This is a genomic window from Enterobacter sp. UPMP2061 (assembly GCF_053709615.1).
The window spans coordinates 939761-958186 of record NZ_JBSKJP010000001.1 but is presented as its reverse complement, the minus strand read 5'-3'; the positions used below and the strand labels follow the sequence as shown (position 1 = coordinate 958186).

17 protein-coding genes are annotated in these 18426 nt (G+C 59.5%); 8 read left to right on the top strand and 9 right to left on the bottom strand.

All coding sequences use genetic code 11. The features are described 5' to 3' along the window. Window positions 1-288 precede the first annotated feature (288 nt). Genes astE through astC form a run of 5 tightly spaced genes read right to left on the bottom strand, consistent with a single transcriptional unit; the run spans window position 289 to window position 6311 of the window. Window positions 289-1254 (bottom strand): succinylglutamate desuccinylase, encoded by a 966-nt coding sequence (gene astE / locus ACWKXX_RS04630; RefSeq protein WP_048220163.1) that lies wholly within the window; start codon window positions 1252-1254, stop codon window positions 289-291. A gap of 9 nt (window positions 1255-1263) precedes the next feature. Beyond that, on the bottom strand, window positions 1264-2589 hold the full coding sequence (astB, locus tag ACWKXX_RS04625) for an N-succinylarginine dihydrolase (protein ID WP_048220164.1): 1326 nt from the start codon (window positions 2587-2589) through the stop codon (window positions 1264-1266). Beyond that, the gene (gene astD / locus ACWKXX_RS04620; protein WP_048220165.1) at window positions 2576-4063 is read right to left on the bottom strand and encodes a succinylglutamate-semialdehyde dehydrogenase; all 1488 of its coding nucleotides are present in this window, start codon (window positions 4061-4063) and stop codon (window positions 2576-2578) included. Before astD ends, astB begins: the two co-directional genes overlap by 14 nt. Beyond that, window positions 4060-5094: an arginine N-succinyltransferase gene (gene astA, locus ACWKXX_RS04615; protein WP_015570755.1), complete on the bottom strand. Its 1035-nt coding sequence runs from the start codon at window positions 5092-5094 to the stop codon at window positions 4060-4062. The genes astD and astA overlap by 4 nt, the downstream gene beginning before the upstream one ends. Beyond that, the gene (gene astC / locus ACWKXX_RS04610) at window positions 5091-6311 is read right to left on the bottom strand and encodes a succinylornithine/acetylornithine transaminase (RefSeq protein ID WP_032104258.1); all 1221 of its coding nucleotides are present in this window, start codon (window positions 6309-6311) and stop codon (window positions 5091-5093) included. Before astC ends, astA begins: the two co-directional genes overlap by 4 nt. 433 nt (window positions 6312-6744) lie before the next feature. Here astC and xthA point away from each other — a divergent pair, with 433 nt between their 5' ends. From xthA to ACWKXX_RS04580, 6 genes are all read left to right on the top strand, one after another. Then, window positions 6745-7551 carry an exodeoxyribonuclease III gene (gene xthA / locus ACWKXX_RS04605; protein WP_015570756.1) on the top strand — a complete coding sequence of 269 codons (807 nt, stop codon included), beginning with the start codon at window positions 6745-6747 and terminating at the stop codon, window positions 7549-7551. 6 nt (window positions 7552-7557) lie between these two features. Continuing rightward, a complete protein-coding gene (locus ACWKXX_RS04600) occupies window positions 7558-8241 on the top strand; it encodes a TVP38/TMEM64 family protein (RefSeq protein WP_032670970.1) in 684 nt (227 codons plus the stop codon). Window positions 8242-8247: 6 nt separating this feature from the next. After that, window positions 8248-9417 (top strand): ABC transporter substrate-binding protein, encoded by a 1170-nt coding sequence (locus tag ACWKXX_RS04595; RefSeq protein ID WP_072204618.1) that lies wholly within the window; start codon window positions 8248-8250, stop codon window positions 9415-9417. Next, entirely contained in the window at window positions 9390-10919 is a 1530-nt protein-coding gene (locus ACWKXX_RS04590; protein ID WP_126498927.1) for an ABC transporter permease family protein, read from the top strand. The genes ACWKXX_RS04595 and ACWKXX_RS04590 overlap by 28 nt, the downstream gene beginning before the upstream one ends. Further along, entirely contained in the window at window positions 10919-11539 is a 621-nt protein-coding gene (locus ACWKXX_RS04585; RefSeq protein ID WP_126498928.1) for an ATP-binding cassette domain-containing protein, read from the top strand. Before ACWKXX_RS04590 ends, ACWKXX_RS04585 begins: the two co-directional genes overlap by 1 nt. A gap of 73 nt (window positions 11540-11612) precedes the next feature. After that, entirely contained in the window at window positions 11613-12920 is a 1308-nt protein-coding gene (locus tag ACWKXX_RS04580; protein ID WP_045338470.1) for a sulfurtransferase, read from the top strand. Here the strand turns inward: ACWKXX_RS04580 and ACWKXX_RS04575 are convergent. Together ACWKXX_RS04575 and ACWKXX_RS04570 are read right to left on the bottom strand one after the other, a co-directional pair. Further along, a complete protein-coding gene (locus tag ACWKXX_RS04575; RefSeq protein ID WP_045141483.1) occupies window positions 12917-13534 on the bottom strand; it encodes a CDP-alcohol phosphatidyltransferase family protein in 618 nt (205 codons plus the stop codon). The genes ACWKXX_RS04580 and ACWKXX_RS04575 overlap by 4 nt on opposite strands. After that, window positions 13524-14096: a carboxymuconolactone decarboxylase family protein gene (locus tag ACWKXX_RS04570; RefSeq protein ID WP_017384678.1), complete on the bottom strand. Its 573-nt coding sequence runs from the start codon at window positions 14094-14096 to the stop codon at window positions 13524-13526. The genes ACWKXX_RS04575 and ACWKXX_RS04570 overlap by 11 nt, the downstream gene beginning before the upstream one ends. A 75-nt stretch (window positions 14097-14171) precedes the next feature. Here ACWKXX_RS04570 and ACWKXX_RS04565 point away from each other — a divergent pair, with 75 nt between their 5' ends. Next, entirely contained in the window at window positions 14172-14588 is a 417-nt protein-coding gene (locus ACWKXX_RS04565; protein WP_047062624.1) for a pyrimidine (deoxy)nucleoside triphosphate diphosphatase, read from the top strand. On the opposite strand, the gene ACWKXX_RS04560 is transcribed toward ACWKXX_RS04565, so the two are convergent. Beyond that, a complete protein-coding gene (locus ACWKXX_RS04560) occupies window positions 14548-14820 on the bottom strand; it encodes a YnjH family protein (RefSeq protein ID WP_003857857.1) in 273 nt (90 codons plus the stop codon). The genes ACWKXX_RS04565 and ACWKXX_RS04560 overlap by 41 nt on opposite strands. Before the next feature lie 225 nt (window positions 14821-15045). On the opposite strand from ACWKXX_RS04560, the gene gdhA reads away from it, so the two are divergent. Continuing rightward, window positions 15046-16389 carry an NADP-specific glutamate dehydrogenase gene (gdhA, locus tag ACWKXX_RS04555; RefSeq protein WP_015570765.1) on the top strand — a complete coding sequence of 448 codons (1344 nt, stop codon included), beginning with the start codon at window positions 15046-15048 and terminating at the stop codon, window positions 16387-16389. A 113-nt stretch (window positions 16390-16502) separates the two neighbouring features. On the opposite strand, the gene ACWKXX_RS04550 is transcribed toward gdhA, so the two are convergent. Continuing rightward, on the bottom strand, window positions 16503-18425 hold the full coding sequence (locus ACWKXX_RS04550; RefSeq protein ID WP_017384681.1) for a DNA topoisomerase III: 1923 nt from the start codon (window positions 18423-18425) through the stop codon (window positions 16503-16505). Window position 18426 lies beyond the last annotated feature (1 nt).

The window sequence follows — 18426 nt, the reverse complement described above, 5'->3', positions numbered from 1 at the left end:
GAGATTAACTTTACGGGGTTTATCGTCAATTAGTCAGAGCAACGGTAAAACAATGAAAGTGTAAAAAACAACTTTTCGCCAATTGTGGAGAAATTAAGGAAAAAGCGTGGAGAGATGAAACAAAAATATTCAACAGGATGATTTTAAAGAGATTATGGAGAAGTATAGCGAAGTGTCGTTTAATAATAAAGCAATTCTCCAGGAATATTCCGCAAACAATACCAGAGCGCTTTTAACGCTAAGAAATTTATTCTTCATTTCCCCTCCGGTCTGCGCGAGGGGAGACGATCAGGGCATTTTTTCCAGCATCAGGCCAGCTCGCAAACCAAACGCGACCGACGGATTAGGAAATAAAACATATTCCGTGGATTTCTGTACCGCATAGCGCGTCTCACCATCTTCCGCCAGCAGGACGCCCTGGCGAAACGGCGTAAAGTTCAGCGTATGGGGCGCCATATGTAGCTGGAAAGCCTCGCTTTGACGCGTGATCTGCTGCACGACCCGATAGCGCACAACGGGTTCCCGGGAGGGTTCCGGCGCAACCCCGGCAAGCAACGCCCGAAGCGCCTGATGCGTAGGGGCAAAACGCGTCAGGTCGTTTTGCCCGAACGGCAGCGCTTTTCCCAGCTCCAGGGTGCAGGATAACGCGCCAACATTCTCGCAGGTGAAGTGGGTAAACGTGCCGCCTGGCGTCTGGTGGAAAACCAGCGCCTCCAGCCCCGCGTCGCCAAGCCAGGTCAGAAACGCCTCATCCCACGGCTGATGACGCTGCGGTAACACGCCAAAACGCACGTGGTACGAGGCGCGAATGGCCGTATGCAGATCGAGGTGCCAGCGCGTTTCCCCCGCCCCGGCAAAAAACGCCGTAACCACCTTCTCCAGCCATTGCGCGCGTGTCGTCTCATCACTCTGTGGAAACTGCGCCCAGCGACCACCAAACATGCGGTTGATGTCGCTCACGAGATACCGTTTATTTTGCGCCAGCGCAGGCGGATTTCCCAGCACCACCAGCAGACGGCAGTGCAGCGTGATCTCAGCGCGAAACAGCGCGCGCAGCAAAAGATCGACAATCTCCACGGGTGCGGTTTCGTTTCCGTGAATGCCGGTCGAAAGCAGCAGCGACAGGTCATATTCCCCCGTCGGCGTCAGTTCAAGCACGCCCCGCCCCAGCCATCGCCAGTGGAACGAGGGGCCTTCCCCCTCGTGCCGCTCCGGTGTCTCTTCGGCCAGCGTCAGCGCCAGTAAGTTTTCCATATCGTCTCCTTAGCGCTGGAACGGATAAACCGATCCCAGTTGCAGGATGGTCGATAATGCATCCAGCGCCTCGCGGCCTTCGCGCAGCAGATGCGGATCAACCAGATCGGCCTGAACCAGACGGTCGCGATAATAGCGGTCCACCCAGTCATTGAGGGTATTGAACAGCGTGTCGTTCATCATTACCGCCGGATTCACGGCCTGCATCTCCTCCGGCGTTAACACCACGCGCAGTCGCAGGCACGCCGGTCCCCCGCCGTTGGCCATACTTTCCCGCAGATCAAACACGCGCAGTTCATCAATCGGGTTATCCGCCTGCACCAGTTCGCTCAGATAGCGCCAGACGCCCTGATGGTTGCGGGACTCCTGCGGCAGCACCAGCATCATGCTGCCATCATCCCGGCTCAGCAGCTGGCTGTTGAACAGATACGTTTCGACCGCATCCTGCACGCTTACCGCCTGCGTGGGCACCTGAATCGGCATAAATCCCGGCACGCGTTCGCGCAGCGTGGCCAGCAACTTTTCCTGATGGGCAAACGCCTGCTCGTGGCAGAACAGCACCTGACGGTTGGAAACGGCAATGACGTCGTTATGAAACACGCCCTGGTCGATCACCTGCGGATTTTGCTGGGCAAAAATCACCTGAGAAGGATTAACCTGGTTCAGCCGCGCAACCGCCTGGCTTGCGGCTAAAGTTTGTCTCGCCGGATAACGAACCGGCGCGGCGTGGCCGCCCTCTTCCCGTCCATAGATAAACAGCTGCAAACCCGGCTCGCCATAGTCGCCGCCCAGACGGTTGTGGTTTGCCGCCCCTTCATCGCCAAACATCGCGACCTGCGGCAGCGCCGAATGCACCTCGAAATGCGCTTCATGATTAAAAATGGCGCGCAGCACGCGCCCGGTGGTCTCCGCTTCGCTGGCGCGGTGGAATTTGTTGTTCAGGTTAGCAACGGTCAGATGCACTTTGCCGTCCAGCGTATCCGCCGACGGCGCAACGGTGGCGGCATTCGCCACCCACATCGAGGAGGCTGAACTGGCCGCCGAAAGCAGGTGTGGCGTCTGCGTGCCTGCTTTTTCCACCACCTGTTCATCCGTACCGCTGAACCCCAGCTGGCGCAGCACGTCCACGTTTGGTCGCTCCTGAGGCGGGATCACCGCCTGCGGGAAACCGGCATCGGACAGCGCCTTCATTTTCAACAGACCCTGCTTCGCCGCCAGCTTCGGGTTCGAGACCTGGAAACGGTGCTTCGTCGAGGCTTCATTACCGAACGACAGCCCGGCATAGTGGTGCGTCAGCCCCACGAGGCCGTCAAAGTTAACCTCACGCGCTTTCATGAGCGTCACCCTCTGTAAAATCCAGCCCCGGATTCAGCGTCTCCGGCAGCGTCAGCGCCGGGGTTTCCAGGCTTGCCATCGGCCACGCGCAGTAATCGGCGGCATACCAGGCGCTGGCGCGATGGTTGCCCGACGCCCCTACGCCACCAAACGGCGCGGTGCTCGCCGCACCGGTCAGCGGTTTGTTCCAGTTCACGATCCCGGCGCGCGCTTCCAGCAGCAGTTGTTCGAATTTCTCGCGATGCGGCGATATCAGGCCGCTCGACAGGCCGTAGCGGGTGTTGTTGGCCATCTCGATCGCCGACTCAAAATCGTCATAGCGCCAGACGCACAGCAGCGGGCCAAAGACCTCTTCATCCGGCACGTGGCTCGTCGCACTCATCTCAATAATCCCCGGCGTCAGCAGCGACGTGCCCGGCATTACCTGTTTCGGCTCCAGCAGGGTTTTCGCCCCACGCGCCACGTGCTCCTGCCACGCTTTCAGCACGTTCAGCGCCGCCTGCGCGGAGATCAGCCCGCCGATAAACGGCTGCGGCTCGGCATCCCATTTCGCGGGAACCAGACGCGCGCTCACCTCCACCAGACGCTTCACGAACGCATCCCCCTGCGCGCCGCGTTTAACCAGCAGGCGGCGGGCGCAGGTACAGCGCTGTCCGGCGGTAATAAACGCCGACTGAATGGTCAGATGGACCGCGGCATCGATATCATCCGGATCTTCCACAATCAGCGGGTTGTTGCCGCCCATCTCCAGCGCCAGAATTTTTTCCGGCTGCCCCGCCAGCTGACGATGCAGCTGATAGCCCGTTCCGGCACTGCCGGTGAACAGCAGACCGTCAATGTCGCTCAGCGCACTCAGCGCCTGACCTGTTTCACGCCCGCCCTGCACCAGATTCACCACCCCCGGCGGCAGCCCCGCCTGCTCCCAGAGTTTTATGACTGCTTCTCCGGTTAAGGGGGTTAACTCACTCGGCTTGAAGATGACGGTATTCCCCGCCAGCAGCGCAGGCACAATGTGCCCGTTCGGCAGATGTCCGGGGAAGTTATACGGGCCAAACACCGCCAGCACCCCGTGCGGACGGTGGCGCAGCGTGGCGGCGCCGTCTGGCATCTCGGTATGCTGCTCGCCGGTGCGGGTATGGTACGCCTTCACCGATATCGCGATTTTGTTGATCATCGCCGTGACTTCGGTTGTTGCCTCCCAGCGCGGCTTGCTGGTTTCGCAGGCAATGATGCGGGTCAGCTCGGCTTTATTGGCCTCCAGCAGCGCAGCAAATTTCTCAACCAGCGCCTGGCGCTCGGAGAATGGCCGTTTCGCCCATGCCGGAAACGCGCGGCGTGCAGCCTGGCAGGCCTGCTCAACCTGCCCGGCGCTGGCGTCGTTCCCCGACCAGAGCACCTCCTGACCGACCGGGTTAGTTTTTGTCCGCGCGTCACCTTCGCCCGTTACCCAGTCACCGTTAATCCATAGAGTCATGCTGTTTTCTCCTCAGGGCAGAGCCGCACCAGGCGAACCGTGTCGCCAGCGTTACATTTCAGGGCATCCAGTTGCGCAGCCGTCAGTACCAGACGCTCGCATGTTGGGTTGGTTCGCACCAGCATGGCGCGGAAGTTGGTGTAATTCTCGTTCGAGACCAGGCAGGCTGGCCACTCGCCCGGCGCGGGCTGGCCTTCTGAAACCTCAACCAGGCGGCTTTTACGGATGGCGCGAACGCGGTCAATGTCGCATTCCAGCGTCGGGCCGCCGTCGAAGATGTCGACGTAGTTACGGTAGCGAAATCCCTCTTTCTCCAGCACTGCGCGGGCCGGGGCGGTTTGCGGGTGAACTTCGCCGATCACCGCCTGCGCTTCAGGCGTTAAGAAATGGGTATAAATAGGATGCTTCGGCATCAGCTCGGCGATAAACGCCTTCTGACCGGTACCGCACAGGTAATCCGCCCGGCTAAATTCCATGGAGAAGAAGCGTTCGCCCAGACTCTCCCAGAACGGCGAATAGCCCGTCTCATCAATCACGCCGCGCATCTCCGCGACCACTTTTTCGTTGAAGCGGTCGCGAAAGGCGGCCATAAACATAAAGCGCGATTTGGAGAGCAGATAACCGTTGCCCTCTTTGCGCCAGTCCGGATCGAGAAACAGGGTGCAAAGTTCGCTGGCGCCGGTATGGTCATTACAGAGGAAGAGCGTCGGCAGCGCGTTGTAAACGTTCAGCTCTTTCGAGGCGTGGACCATCGTGCCGACGCGGTAGTTGTACCACGGATCGTTAAGCCCGACGGCCACCTCGATGGCGCAAATCCCCGCCACGGTTCCCGTGTCGGTATCTTCCAGCACGAACACATAGCCCTGTTCGCTTTTTGGCAACGTCCCCTGCCAGGTTTGCAGGGCGCGCTCGATGCGCGCCGACAGCGTTTTTTCATCGGCAGGCAGCGAGGTTAGCCCGCCCCCTGTCTTACCGGCAAGCTGCATAAGCCCGGCGAGATCACCGTGCGCAACGGGACGGATGACCATCATGATGACACCCCGGACTTCACCTGTTCGCAGGCCAGCGCAAAACGATCTAACCCGGTTCTGACCTCTTCCTCGCTGACGATCAGCGCAGGGGCAAACCGCACCACGTTAGCACCGGCAATCAGCACCATTACGCCCTGCTTTGCCGCTTCCTGTGAAATCAGCTTCGCTTTGCCGGCAAACTCAGGGGCAAGTTCACAGCCTATTAACAGCCCCAGACCGCGGATCTCTTTGAACAAGCCGGTCTGGTTATTGATGGCAGTAAGGCGCTCAACAAACCACTGGTGACGCTGCTTCACGCCGTTCAGCACCTCAGGGGTGTTGATGATATCCAGCACCTGTCCGGCGACAGCGGTTGCCAGCGGGTTGCCGCCGTATGTGGTGCCATGGGTGCCCACGGTCATCACGCTGGCGAATTTATCGGTGGTCAGCATCGCCCCCACCGGGAAACCGCCGCCGAGCGCTTTGGCTGTTGAGAGCACATCCGGGGTCACGCCATAGTGCATGTAGGCGTACAGCTCACCCGTGCGGCCCACGCCGGTCTGGACTTCGTCAAAAATCAGGACCGCGTTATGCCGATCGCACAGCTCGCGCAGCCCTTGCAGGAACGCTTTCTGGGCGGGCATGACGCCGCCTTCCCCCTGCATGGGCTCGACAATCACCGCACAGGTGGTGTCGTCAATCAGCTCGCTGGCAGAGTGTAAATCGTTATACGCCGCATGCCGGATATCCGGCGGCAGCGGCGCAAAATCCTGAGAATATGAGGGCTGACCACCCGCGCTGACGGTAAACAGCGTGCGGCCATGGAAGGCATTTTTAAATGCTACGATGCCGCTCTTGTGCGCGCCGAATTTATCGTGCGCATATTTTCGCGCCAGCTTCAGCGCCGCTTCGTTCGCTTCCGCGCCGGAATTACAGAAAAAGACTTTTTCTGCGAAAGTGGCGTCGATCAGCTTCTTCGCCAGACGCAATGCCGGTTCGTTGGTATAACCGTTGCCGGTATGCCAGAATTTCGCCGCCTGGTCATTCAGCGCCTGCCGCAGCGCCGGGTTTGCATGCCCCAGCGCATTCACCGCAATCCCACCCGCAAAGTCGATATACTCTTTGCCCTGCTGATCCCACAGGCGAGAGCCTTCCCCACGTACCGGAATAAAAGCCGCCGGAGCGTATACCGGCATCATCCATTCATCGAAATTTTCACGCGTAACTGACAGAGACATAGCGACCTCATCCGGTAAATAAAAGGTTGTTTAAATGTTAAATAATTGAGTGTTTGCACTGTGAATGTAGATTGCAGCCTTCGTGCCAGCCAGCGATAAAAATGCATAAACGGGTTGGGGTAACACAATATCAATGAGTTACAATATGGAGTTATTCACTGTTAATGCATAAATAGTGAATATTTTTACGGCAAGCGGCGCTTTGCCGCATGAAAACAAGAAAGAGTATGCAGAGGCCAAATATAATTCTGGAATTGTGATCGCTCGCGAAATTTATCGGTCCTTTATGCCCTGTTCGAGGGCAAAACGCGCCGAAATGGTGCAAATATTGCACCGTCGGCATTATCTGTCGCAGTAATTGGGCGAAGCGGATAACAGACGACGTAAATTCTGCTACCATCCTTGCACTATTCACCTTGCATTGGCAGCGACTATGAAATTTGTCTCTTTTAATATCAACGGCCTGCGTGCCCGCCCTCACCAGCTTGAAGCGATTGTTGAGCAACATCAGCCAGATGTGATCGGCTTGCAGGAGACAAAAGTTCACGACGATATGTTCCCGCTCGAAGAGGTAGCGAAGCTGGGCTATAACGTTTTTTACCACGGTCAGAAAGGCCACTACGGCGTTGCGCTGCTGACCAAAGATACGCCGGTGTCGGTGCGTCGTGGCTTCCCGGGTGACGATGAAGAGGCGCAACGCCGCATCATCATGGCGGAAATTCCTTCCGCGCTCGGCAATGTGACCGTCATCAACGGCTATTTCCCGCAGGGTGAAAGCCGCGATCATGAAACCAAATTCCCGGCCAAAGCGAAGTTTTATCAGGATCTGCAAAACTACCTGACAACCGAACTCAAAAAAGAAAACCCGGTGCTGATCATGGGCGACATGAATATCAGCCCGACGGATCTGGATATCGGTATTGGCGAAGAGAACCGTAAGCGCTGGCTGCGCACCGGCAAATGCTCTTTCCTGCCGGAGGAGCGCGAGTGGATGGAGCGCCTGCTGGGTTGGGGGCTGGTGGATACTTTCCGCACGGCTAACCCGGCGACGCAGGATCGCTTCTCGTGGTTTGACTATCGCTCTAAAGGCTTCGATGACAACCGGGGCCTGCGTATTGATCTGCTGCTGGCGAGCGCCCCCCTGGCCGAACGCTGCATCGAAACCGGTATCGACTATGACATCCGCAGCATGGAAAAACCGTCCGACCATGCGCCGGTATGGGCAACGTTCAAGCTGTAAACTTCAGTGAATATTAAAAAAATCAGTCTCCTGTGCGCCCTTTTGGGCGCATTTGTTTTGACCGTTGTTTTGCTTCCTCCAGGCATGCTCTCCCTCGACACGCTAAAAATGCACCAGCAAACGTTGCTCGATCGTGTGGAGCAGGCGCCTCTTCAGAGCGCGCTGATCTATTTTGCGGTTTACGTTCTGCTCTCCGCGCTGTCGATCCCCGGAGCCGCGCTTCTGACGCTGCTCGGCGGGGCGCTTTTCAGCCTGTGGGAGGCGACGCTGTTGGTGTCATTTGCCTCGACGCTCGGCGCCACGCTTGCCATGCTCGTCAGCCGTTATCTGCTGCGCGACTGGGTGCAACGGCGCTTTGCCGCACAGATGAGCACGATAGATGCGGGGATGGATCGCGACGGCGCACGCTACCTTTTTGCCCTGCGCCTGATGCCGTTGTTCCCGTTCTTTCTGGTCAATTTGCTGATGGGGCTAACCCGTCTCAGGGTGCGTCACTACTGGTGGGTCAGCCAGCTTGCAATGCTACCTGCCACCGTCATTTATCTGAACGCCGGACGCGAGCTGGGGAAACTCACCTCGCTGCGCGATATTCTGTCGCCGGGACTGCTGTTCGCCTTTACACTATTAGGGTTATTACCGCTGGTCACTCGCTGGCTGTTTTCCCGTTACATCCCTTCGATTAAAAAGTGAGGCATTATGCGCCGGGTGCGTTTTTGCGCGTTTCTGACGAGTCTGCTGCTGGCAACCTCTGCCTTCGCCGCAGAGAGCTGGCAATCCATTCAGCAACAGGCCACCGGGCAGACCGTCTGGTTTAACGCCTGGGGCGGTGACGAGGCCGTTAACCGCTACCTCGACTGGGTAAGCGGCGAGATGAAAACGCACTACGCCATCAACCTGAAGATCGTTCATCTGGCCGATGCCGCCGACGCGGTGAAGCGGATCCAGACGGAACATGCCGCAGGACGCAGCAGTAACGGGTCGGTGGATCTGCTCTGGGTAAACGGGGAAAACTTCCGCAACCTGAAAGCGGCAAACCTGCTGCTCACCGGCTGGGCGAAAACCCTGCCCAACTGGCGCTACGTCGATACCCGTAAACCGGTAACGGAAGATTTTGCCATCCCGACCGATGGGGCAGAATCCCCGTGGGGCGGCGCGCAATTAACCTTTATCGCCCGTAAAGCGAGTACGCCGACACCACCGTCAGATCCCCACGCGCTGCTGGTATACGCCCGACAGCACCCTGGCAAGGTGAGCTATCCGCGACCGCCGGATTTTACCGGCACGGCGTTTCTTGAGCAGCTACTGCTGGCGCTGACCGCCCATCCGGAGGCGTTAAAAAACGCGCCGGACAGTACCTTTGCGCAGGTCACCGCGCCGCTGTGGGATTACCTTGATACGCTGCACCCCCTGCTGTGGCGCGAAGGGAACGATTTTCCTCCGTCGCCTGCGCGCATGGATACGCTGCTGGCCAGCGGCAGTCTGAACCTGTCGCTCACCTTTAACCCCGCCCATGCGATGCAAAAGGTGGCGAGCGGTGAACTGCCTGCCGACAGCTACAGTTTCGGCTTTCTCAAAGGCATGATCGGCAACGTCCATTTTGTCGCTATCCCGGCAAACGCCAGCGCGAGCGCAGGCGCGAAAGTGGTGGCGAATTTCCTGCTGTCACCGCAGGCGCAGATCCGCAAAGCTAATCCTGCCGTCTGGGGTGACCCGAGCGTGCTGGATGGCGAAAAACTGCCTGCGAAAGCGGCAAAACAGCTTCGCGCCTTTACCCCCTCAGGCACGCCTGATGTACTTCCCGAACCTCACGCCGCCTGGGTTAACGCCCTGGAGCAGGAATGGCTTCGCCGCTACGGGACCCGCTAAGCGGGCTGGTCTGGGCGGCAATGGCGGTCATCTATCTGCCCCTGCTTCCCGCCAGCGGCATGCTGCTGGCCCCGGCGTTTTCACTCAGTAACTGGGCGACGCTGTTTGCCGACCCGCAGCTGCCGCGGGCGCTGGCCGCCACGCTGGTTTCCACGCTTATCGCGACGCTGGGCTCTCTGTTTATCGCTCTGATCCTGCTTGCGCTTCTCTGGCCGGGTGAAGGCTGGCAGCGCCTGAGCACCCGTCTGCCGTGGCTGTTAGCCGTGCCGCACGTCGCCTTCGCCACCAGCGCGCTGCTGCTGTTTGCGGAAGGGGGGCAGTTTTACCGGATCTGTACGGTCTGTTCGCCGCAGCTTGACCGCTACGGTATCGGGCTTGGCCTGACGCTTGCGGTCAAAGAGAGCGCGTTCGTTCTGTGGGCAATCTACGCCGCGCTGCCTGAAAAGCGTCTCGCACAGCAGAAAATCGTCCTGCATACCTTCGGCTACGGACGAATTCAGGCGCTCAACTGGCTCGTCCTCCCGGCAATCGCCCCCGCATTGGGCGCCGTGATGCTGGCGGTGCTGGCCTGGTCGCTTTCCGTGGTGGATGTGGCGATTGTGCTCGGGCCAGGCAACCCGCCTACGCTGGCGGTACTGGCCTGGCAGTGGCTCGCCCAGGGCGATGCACAACAGCAAACAAAGGGAACGCTGCTGTGTCTGGTGTTGCTCCTGCTGCTGGCGGCGCTTGCCGCGGTGGGATACGGCTTCTGGACGGCATGGCGGCGCGCCCAGCGTGACCCCTCCGGAGTTCGTCGCGCTTCGCATACTGCGCTGCCCGCACGGACGTTGGGCGGGTTACTGCCGCTGTGCGGCGTGCTCTGTGCGCTGGTTCTGCTGATGCTGGCACGCCGGGACGACATCGGCCCCGTCAGCGACAGCCTTTCACTGGGACTGCTGTCCAGCCTGACAGCGCTGGCCATCCTCATGCTCTGGCTTGAGTGGGGACCCCAGCGCGGCGCGGTGTGGGTCTGGCTGCCGCTCGCCCTCCCGGCGCTGCCCCTCGTGTCCGGGCAATATGCCGTGGCGCTGTGGCTGGGCATCGACGGCCAGTACGCTGCGGTGCTCTGGAGCCATATGCTCTGGGTTCTCCCGTGGATGCTCCTGGTGCTGCAACCGGCCTGGCGCAGGCTCGATCCCCGGCTTATCCTCACCGCCAGAACGCTGGGCTGGCGACAGGCGAAAATTTTCTGGTTGGTGAAATGCCCCCTGATGATTCGTCCGGCCCTGCTGGCCTTTGCCACCGGCTTTTCCGTGAGCATGGCCCAGTACATGCCGACCCTCTGGCTGGGAGCGGGACGTTTCACCACCCTGACGACGGAGGCGGTCGCCCTCAGCAGCGGCGGCAGCATTCCGATCCTCGCCAGCCGGGCGCTGGGTCTGTTGCTGTTGACCAGCAGCGTATTTGCCCTTGCCGCGCTGCTCTCCCGGCTCGTGGGCCGTCACAGACAAGGATTACGTTAATGCTGAACGTGAAAAATCTCACCATTGCGCCACTCTTCCGTGAGGTCAACTTCCGCGTCCCGGCGGGGGAGATTGTCACGCTGATGGGGCCCTCCGGGAGCGGGAAATCGACCCTTTTCGCCTGGATGGTGGGGGCGTTATCCGCTGATTTTAAGGCGCACGGCGAGCTGTGGCTGAACGATCGTCGCTGCGATCTGCTCCCCGTGGAAACGCGCGGGATCGGCATTCTGTTTCAGGATGCCCTGCTGTTTGACGCCTTCAGCGTGGGGCAAAACCTGATGCTGGCGCTGCCGGCGCACATCGTCGGGCGCGCCCGCCGCAACGCGGTAGAACAGGCCCTGGACACTGCCGGGCTGGCAAACCAGTACGCCAGCGATCCGGCGACCCTGTCCGGCGGCGAGCGCGCCCGGGTCAGCCTGTTGCGCGCTCTTCTCGCCCAGCCGCAGGCATTGCTGCTCGACGAGCCGTTCAGTCGACTGGATAAAACGCTGCGCGCCTCATTCCGGGCGTGGGTATTCGAGGTTACTCGCCAGCGCAGGATCCCGGTGGTGCTGGTCACGCATGATGAGGACGATATTCCGCCCGGCGGCGAGGTGATTGAGATTTCTCGCTGGCAATAATGTGCTAACGCAATGTTTTTGGCTTCAGGAGAGACGACAATGCCCCCCTCTTTTAATGACGTCAGGTTTTTCGATGAAACGTGTTTCTCAACTGACCGCGCTGGCCCTGCTCTGCGGCCTCGCCTCACTCTCCTCCACGGCGGCTGATATGCCCCACTCCCTCACGCTGGACCAGCTCCAGGCGCAAAACGGCGCGGTAATTGATACGCGCGTCAGTGCGTTCTATAACGGCTGGCCGCAGACCCTGAGCGGAACGTCCGGGCATGAACCCGCCGCGCTTAATCTCTCTGCCAGCTGGCTTGGGGCAATGAGCGATGAACAGCTCAGCGGCTGGGCAAAACAACATCGGCTTACGCCAGACATGCCGGTTGCGCTCTATGGCAACGATGATGACAACCAGACCGTCAAAGCGCGGCTGGAGAAAGCGGGCTTTACCCACGTCTCCACCCTGAGCGATGCCCTGCAACAATCCGACCGTCTGCAACGTCTGGCGCATTTCGAACAGCTGGTTTATCCGCAGTGGATCCGCCAGTTGCAGCAGGGCAAACCCGTTACCGCCGCACCAGCCGGAGAATGGAAGGTGATCGAGGCTGGCTGGGGTGCGCCGAAGCTTTATCTCCTGAGCCACATTCCCGGTGCGGGCTATATCGACACCAATGAAGTGGAAAGCGAACCGCTGTGGAATAAGGTCTCTGACGAAAAGCTGAAAGCGATGCTGGCGAAGCACGGGATCCGTCACGATACCACCGTCATTCTGTACGGTCGCGACGTGTATGCCGCCGCGCGCGTGGCGCAGATCATGCTCTACGCGGGCGTGAAGGATGTGCGAATTCTGGATGGCGGCTGGAAGGCGTGGTCCGACGCCAGCCTGCCCGTTGAGCGCGGAACGCCTGCAAAGGTCAAGCCAGCCCCTGATTTTGGCGCGCCGATCCCGGGCCAGCCCCGGCTGATGGTGGATATGGAGCAGGCCCGAGGAATGCTGCACCGTCAGGACGCCTCGCTGGTGAGCATTCGTTCCTGGCCAGAGTTTATCGGTTTAACCAGCGGCTACAGCTATATCAAGCCAAAAGGTGAAATTGCCGGTGCGCGCTGGGGCCATGCGGGCAGCGACGCGACCCACATGGAAGATTTCCACAATCCGGATGGCACCATGCGCAGCGCTGATGATATTGCCGCCATGTGGAAAACGTGGAATATCCTGCCGGAGCAGCACGTTGCGTTTTACTGTGGTACCGGCTGGCGCGCGTCTGAAGCCTTTATGTACGCCCGCGCGATGGGCTGGCAGAACGTTGCCGTCTACGACGGCGGCTGGTACGAATGGAGCAGCCATCCGCAGAACCCGGTCTCCACCGGGGAGCGCGGACCGGAAAGCGCACGCTAGCGGGGAAGTGATTTCAGCGTGATGTAACCGCTCCAGATGCGCGTTGTGGTGGTCAGCCAGCACAACGCGCCAAACGTCCAGGCAAACAGCGCGAAATGCGCCGGAAACAGGCAGCACAGCGCAAACAGCGCGATGGTCTCCGTTCCTTCCGTTAATCCCCCAATGTAATAAAGCGACTTGTGCGCATAGCCGGGGTTGTCGATATCATGCTTCCCCGCCAGCGCGGCAAAGGCCAGAAAACTGCTGCCCGTCCCCATAAACGCGAACAGCAGCCAGGCGGCGGCGATCGCGTTATCAGCCGGAGCGGCCAGCGCAAAGCCAAACGGCACCAGGGCGTAGAACAGGAAGTCGAGGGCGATATCAAGAAATCCTCCCGCGTCCGTCAGGCCACGGCGACGCGCCAGCGCGCCGTCCAGACCATCCAGCAGCCGGTTCAGCACAATGGCGATCAGCGCCGCCGGATACCAGCCCAGCGCCAGAAACGGTAACGCCAGCACGCCAATCGCAAACCCGGCGAGCGTTAAGCCATCAGGCGTGATAAACGGTCTATCCAGCGCGGCGGCCAGCTGATTTAACCCGGGTTTCAGTCGGGGGTGCAGATGTTTATCCAGCATGCGGTTTACCTTTAAACGTGGCGCACAGCCCCTGAGCCGGGATATCCAGCGCGGCGTTAAAGCGGGCGGAAAGATTCTGAAAGGCAATCAGAGCCGTCATTTCGGTGATGGTCTCTTCCGTAAAGTGGCGCTTCAGCAGACTTTTGATATTTTCATCCACCTGAGGTGGCGTGGCGGTGACCGCTTCCGCATAGGCCAGCGCCGCGCGCTCCTCTTCGCTGAACAGGGTGGAATTTTGCCAGTCGCTGACGGCCTGCACTTTATCCAGCGCCCCGCTCCGCTCGGCCAGACGCAGGCTGTTGGCATCAATACAAAATGCGCAGTGGCAGATCTGCGAGACCCGCGTCATTAGCAGCGATCGCAGAACCGGCGTCAAACGCGCCTTGCGACGCTCCAGATAGCCGACAAACAGCGCCACCAGCCAGAAAAGACGCGGCATGCGCCCCCACCAGCGCGTGGGGTTCAGCACCGCGCCGAAGTGTTTTTTCTGCATGGCGGCGATGGGGCTGAGGCTGACGGGAAGGGTTTCCATGGGCGCAACCCAGGCGGATGTCTCTTTCACCTGATTCTCCTGATGACTGGACTCTTTGGAAGGGCACGATAATATGTCGTTTTTCGCTATTAATTATTGACGAACATGCTGAAAACACTCGATGTGGTTGCGGCCATCCTCGAAAAAGAGGGCAAGATTTTGCTGGCGCAGCGTCCCGAACATGCCGATCAGCCAGGAATGTGGGAATTTGCAGGCGGGAAGGTTGAAGCCGGTGAGACCCAGCCGGAAGCGCTGATCCGCGAACTGCGCGAAGAACTCGGCATTGAAGCCGTGCCCGCGCGGTATGTGGCAAGCCACCAGCGGGAGGTGTCGCAGCGGCTGATTCACCTCCACGCCTGGCATGTGCCTGAATTTAGCGGTGAGCTGAAGGCGCATTATCACTCGGCGCTGGTATGGTGCACGCCAGAAGACGCGTTCACGTATGCTTTAGCCCCGGCGGATATACCGCTGCTGGAAGCGTTTATTCTTTTACGCGACGCCAGACCAGCGGGTTTGTACTGAGGGTGCGTTCATCACGCTGGCACTGCAACAGCACGCCATCTGCCCTGACTACTGCGCCTTCGGAATAGTTTTGATCCTGATAGATACAGCACTGATTACACGGCTGCGCACGCTGGCCGCCAGCGCTAAAGACCTCTGGCGGCACGTTGACCTCGACATCCGGGCGAATGCGGTCAGCCTGTGCCCCGGCGGACACCATCAAACATAACGCGGCCATTGCGTAACGGTTCATAGACTTTATTTCCTTTGCATCGTTTATATCTATAACGGTCGATCCGGACGGGATCTTTAATTTATCTCGTCATCGCTTTTGGTTATGACGCGCGCCCTGTCATTAATTTCCCTTGCGGCATAAATTTCTGCTTGCCTCTCAAAGCGGTGCGGGTGGTATAGTCAAAAAAACGACACAAAACATCTACGCCACACGCATAAATTATTATAAGAGGTTCTTATATCTATGGATCAGACACGCTCTCTGGAAAGCTTTCTTGCCCATGTTCAGCAGCGCGACCCGCACCAAAGCGAGTTTGCCCAGGCCGTTCGTGAAGTCATGACCACCCTGTGGCCCTTCCTTGAGGAAAATCCGCGTTACCGTCAGATGGCGCTGCTTGAACGTCTGGTAGAGCCGGAGCGCGTCATCCAGTTCCGCGTGGCGTGGGTGGACGACCGCAATCAGGTGCAGGTCAACCGCGCGTGGCGCGTGCAGTTTAACTCCGCCATTGGGCCGTTTAAGGGCGGGATGCGCTTCCACCCCTCGGTGAACCTGTCGATTCTGAAATTCCTCGGCTTCGAGCAGACCTTTAAAAATGCGCTCACTACCCTGCCGATGGGCGGCGGTAAAGGCGGGAGTGATTTCGATCCGAAAGGCAAGAGCGAAGGCGAAGTGATGCGCTTCTGCCAGGCGCTGGTCACTGAACTCTATCGCCACCTTGGGCCGGACACCGACGTTCCTGCCGGGGATATCGGCGTGGGGGGGCGTGAAGTGGGTTTTATGGCCGGGATGATGAAAAAGCTCTCCAACAACAGCGCCTGCGTCTTTACCGGCAAAGGTCTGTCGTTTGGCGGTAGCCTGATTCGCCCCGAAGCGACGGGTTATGGTCTGGTCTATTTCACCGAAGCGATGCTTAAGCGTCACGGGCTGAGCTTCGAGGGGATGCGCGTGGCGGTCTCCGGCTCCGGTAACGTGGCGCAGTACGCTATCGAGAAAGCGATGGCGTTTGGCGCGCGCGTGGTGACCGCCTCCGACTCCAGCGGCACCGTGGTGGATGAAGCTGGCTTTACAGCAGAAAAACTGGCGCGTCTGTGCGAAATCAAGGCCAGCCGTGACGGTCGGGTAGCGGATTATGCCCGTGAATTTGGCCTGACCTATCTGGAAGGTAAACAGCCGTGGGGCGTGCCGGTGGATATCGCCCTGCCGTGCGCGACGCAAAACGAACTGGACGTGGATGCCGCCCGGACGCTGATTAGCAATGGCGTGAAAGCGGTAGCGGAAGGGGCAAATATGCCCACCACTATTGAAGCGACCGACCTGTTCCTGGACGCGGGCGTGCTGTTTGCGCCAGGCAAGGCGGCGAACGCTGGCGGCGTGGCAACATCCGGTCTGGAAATGGCGCAAAACGCCGCGAGAATGGGCTGGAAGGCAGAGAAAGTGGATGCCCGTCTGCACCACATCATGCTCGATATTCATCACGCCTGCGTGGAGTACGGCGGCGAGGCCTCGCAAACTAACTACGTGCGCGGGGCGAATATCGCCGGGTTCGTGAAGGTGGCCGATGCGATGATCGGACAGGGTGTGATTTAGTTTCGCTGCATTCTCGCCCTTGTAGGCCCGGTAAGCATTAGCGCCACCAGGCTTTTTTCAGGCCGCAGAGGGGCTTTCGCCGGGTGGCGGCTTCGCCTTACCCGGCCTACGGTTTAAGCGGTTGTATTTTTGGCTGCGCTTTTCTTCTTTTTGAACGGTTTCTTCGCCCCGCCGCCCGGGGCGACCATTCCCCGGAATCGCTTCACTGGCGTACTGCGCGCCTGGTCAATCAGCTGATAAAGCGTCCCTACCAGCGGCTGCATAAAGTCCTGATAACGGCACTGCTTTTCGCTGATCTGCGTCAGCACCGACTCCCAGTGCGCGGTCATGTCCGGCCTGGCGGCCAGCTCCGGCAGCGAATGAATTAGCGCCCGGCCCGGTTCTGTTGAATGGATGTAACGTCCCTTTTTCTCCAGGAAGCCGCGCTTAAAGAGCAGTTCGATGATCCCCGCGCGGGTCGCTTCCGTGCCCAGACCGTCGGTGGCGCGCAGGATCTTCTTCAGATCTTTATCCTGCACAAAACGGGCGATCCCGGTCATGGCCGAAAGCAGCGTCGCATCGGTGAAGTGGCGCGGCGGCTGGGTTTGTCGTTCAACCACTTCGCCCTTCTCGCACAGCAGTTCGTCGCCTTTGGCCACGACCGGCAGCGGCGTGCCGTCGTTCTCTTCGTCACGTTCTTTGTTGCCGAGCAGCGTGCGCCAGCCCGCTTCCGCGAGGAAACGCGCTTTGGCGATAAATTTGCCTTTGGCAATTTCCAGTTCAATAACGCACTTGCGGAACACCGCGTCCGGGCAGAACTGCATCAGATACTGACGAGCGATCAGGTTATAGACCTTTGCTTCGTTGTCGGTCAGGTTGACGTTGCTGGTGCGCGCCGTCGGGATTATCGCGTGGTGAGCATCGACTTTTTTATCGTCCCAGCAGCGGTTATGGGTATCCGGGTTTACCGCCGGTTGCGGCAACAGATCCGGCGCATGGACGCCAATGGCATTCATCACCGAGTGGCGTCCGGCGAAGTGTTCTTCCGGCAGATAGCGGCTGTCCGAACGCGGATAGGTGATCAGCTTGTGGGTTTCGTAGAGCTTCTGGCAGATATCGAGCACGTTCTGCGCGCTAAGACCAAAGCGCTTAGCCGCCTCAATCTGCAACGCCGAAAGGGAGAACGGCAGCGGTGCGGGCTCCGTTTCCCGTTTGTCGTTATAGCTGGTGACGATTGCGGGCTGGCCGGTAATGCGGTTGACTACGTGCTCCGCCAGCGGGCGATGCAGCAGCCGTCCCTCTTCGTCCTGATATGACTCACAGGCATCGCTTGGCTGCCAGACGGCGGTAAAGCGTTCGTCTTTCGGCGTGACGATATGCGCTTTGACTTCGAAGAAGTCTTTGGCGACGAAATTTTCGATCTCTTCGTCGCGACGCACCACCAGCCCCAGCACCGGTGTCTGGACACGACCGACGGAGAGTACGCCCTGATAACCCGCGTTGCGCCCGAGAATGGTGTAGGCGCGGGTCATGTTGATCCCGTACAGCCAGTCCGCACGGGCACGCGCCAGCGCGGAGACACACAGGGGAATAAATTCGCTGTTGGCGCGCAGGCGTGAAATGGCCCGCTCTACCGCCTGAGGGTTGAGGTCGTTGATCAGGCAGCGCTGCACCTGCTGGCGCTTTTCCGGCGCCAGCTCCAGGTAGTCCAGCACTTCATCGACCAGCAGTTGCCCTTCCCTGTCCGGGTCACCCGCGTGGACCACTTCCGTCGCCTCATGCAGGAAGCGCTTAATGACGTTGAGCTGTTTGGTGACGGAAGGACGCGGTTGGAGACGCCACTTTTCCGGCACAATCGGTAGATCGTTGAGATTCCAGCGGGCGTAGCGGCTGTCGTAGACATCCGGCTGCGCCTGTTCAAGCAGGTGACCGATACACCAGGTGACCACCTGCCCGTTACCGCATTCGATAAAGCCGTCGCCTTTGCGATGCGGCCTGGGCAGCACATCGGCGATGGCACGCGCCAGACTCGGCTTTTCGGCAATAAACAACCGCATC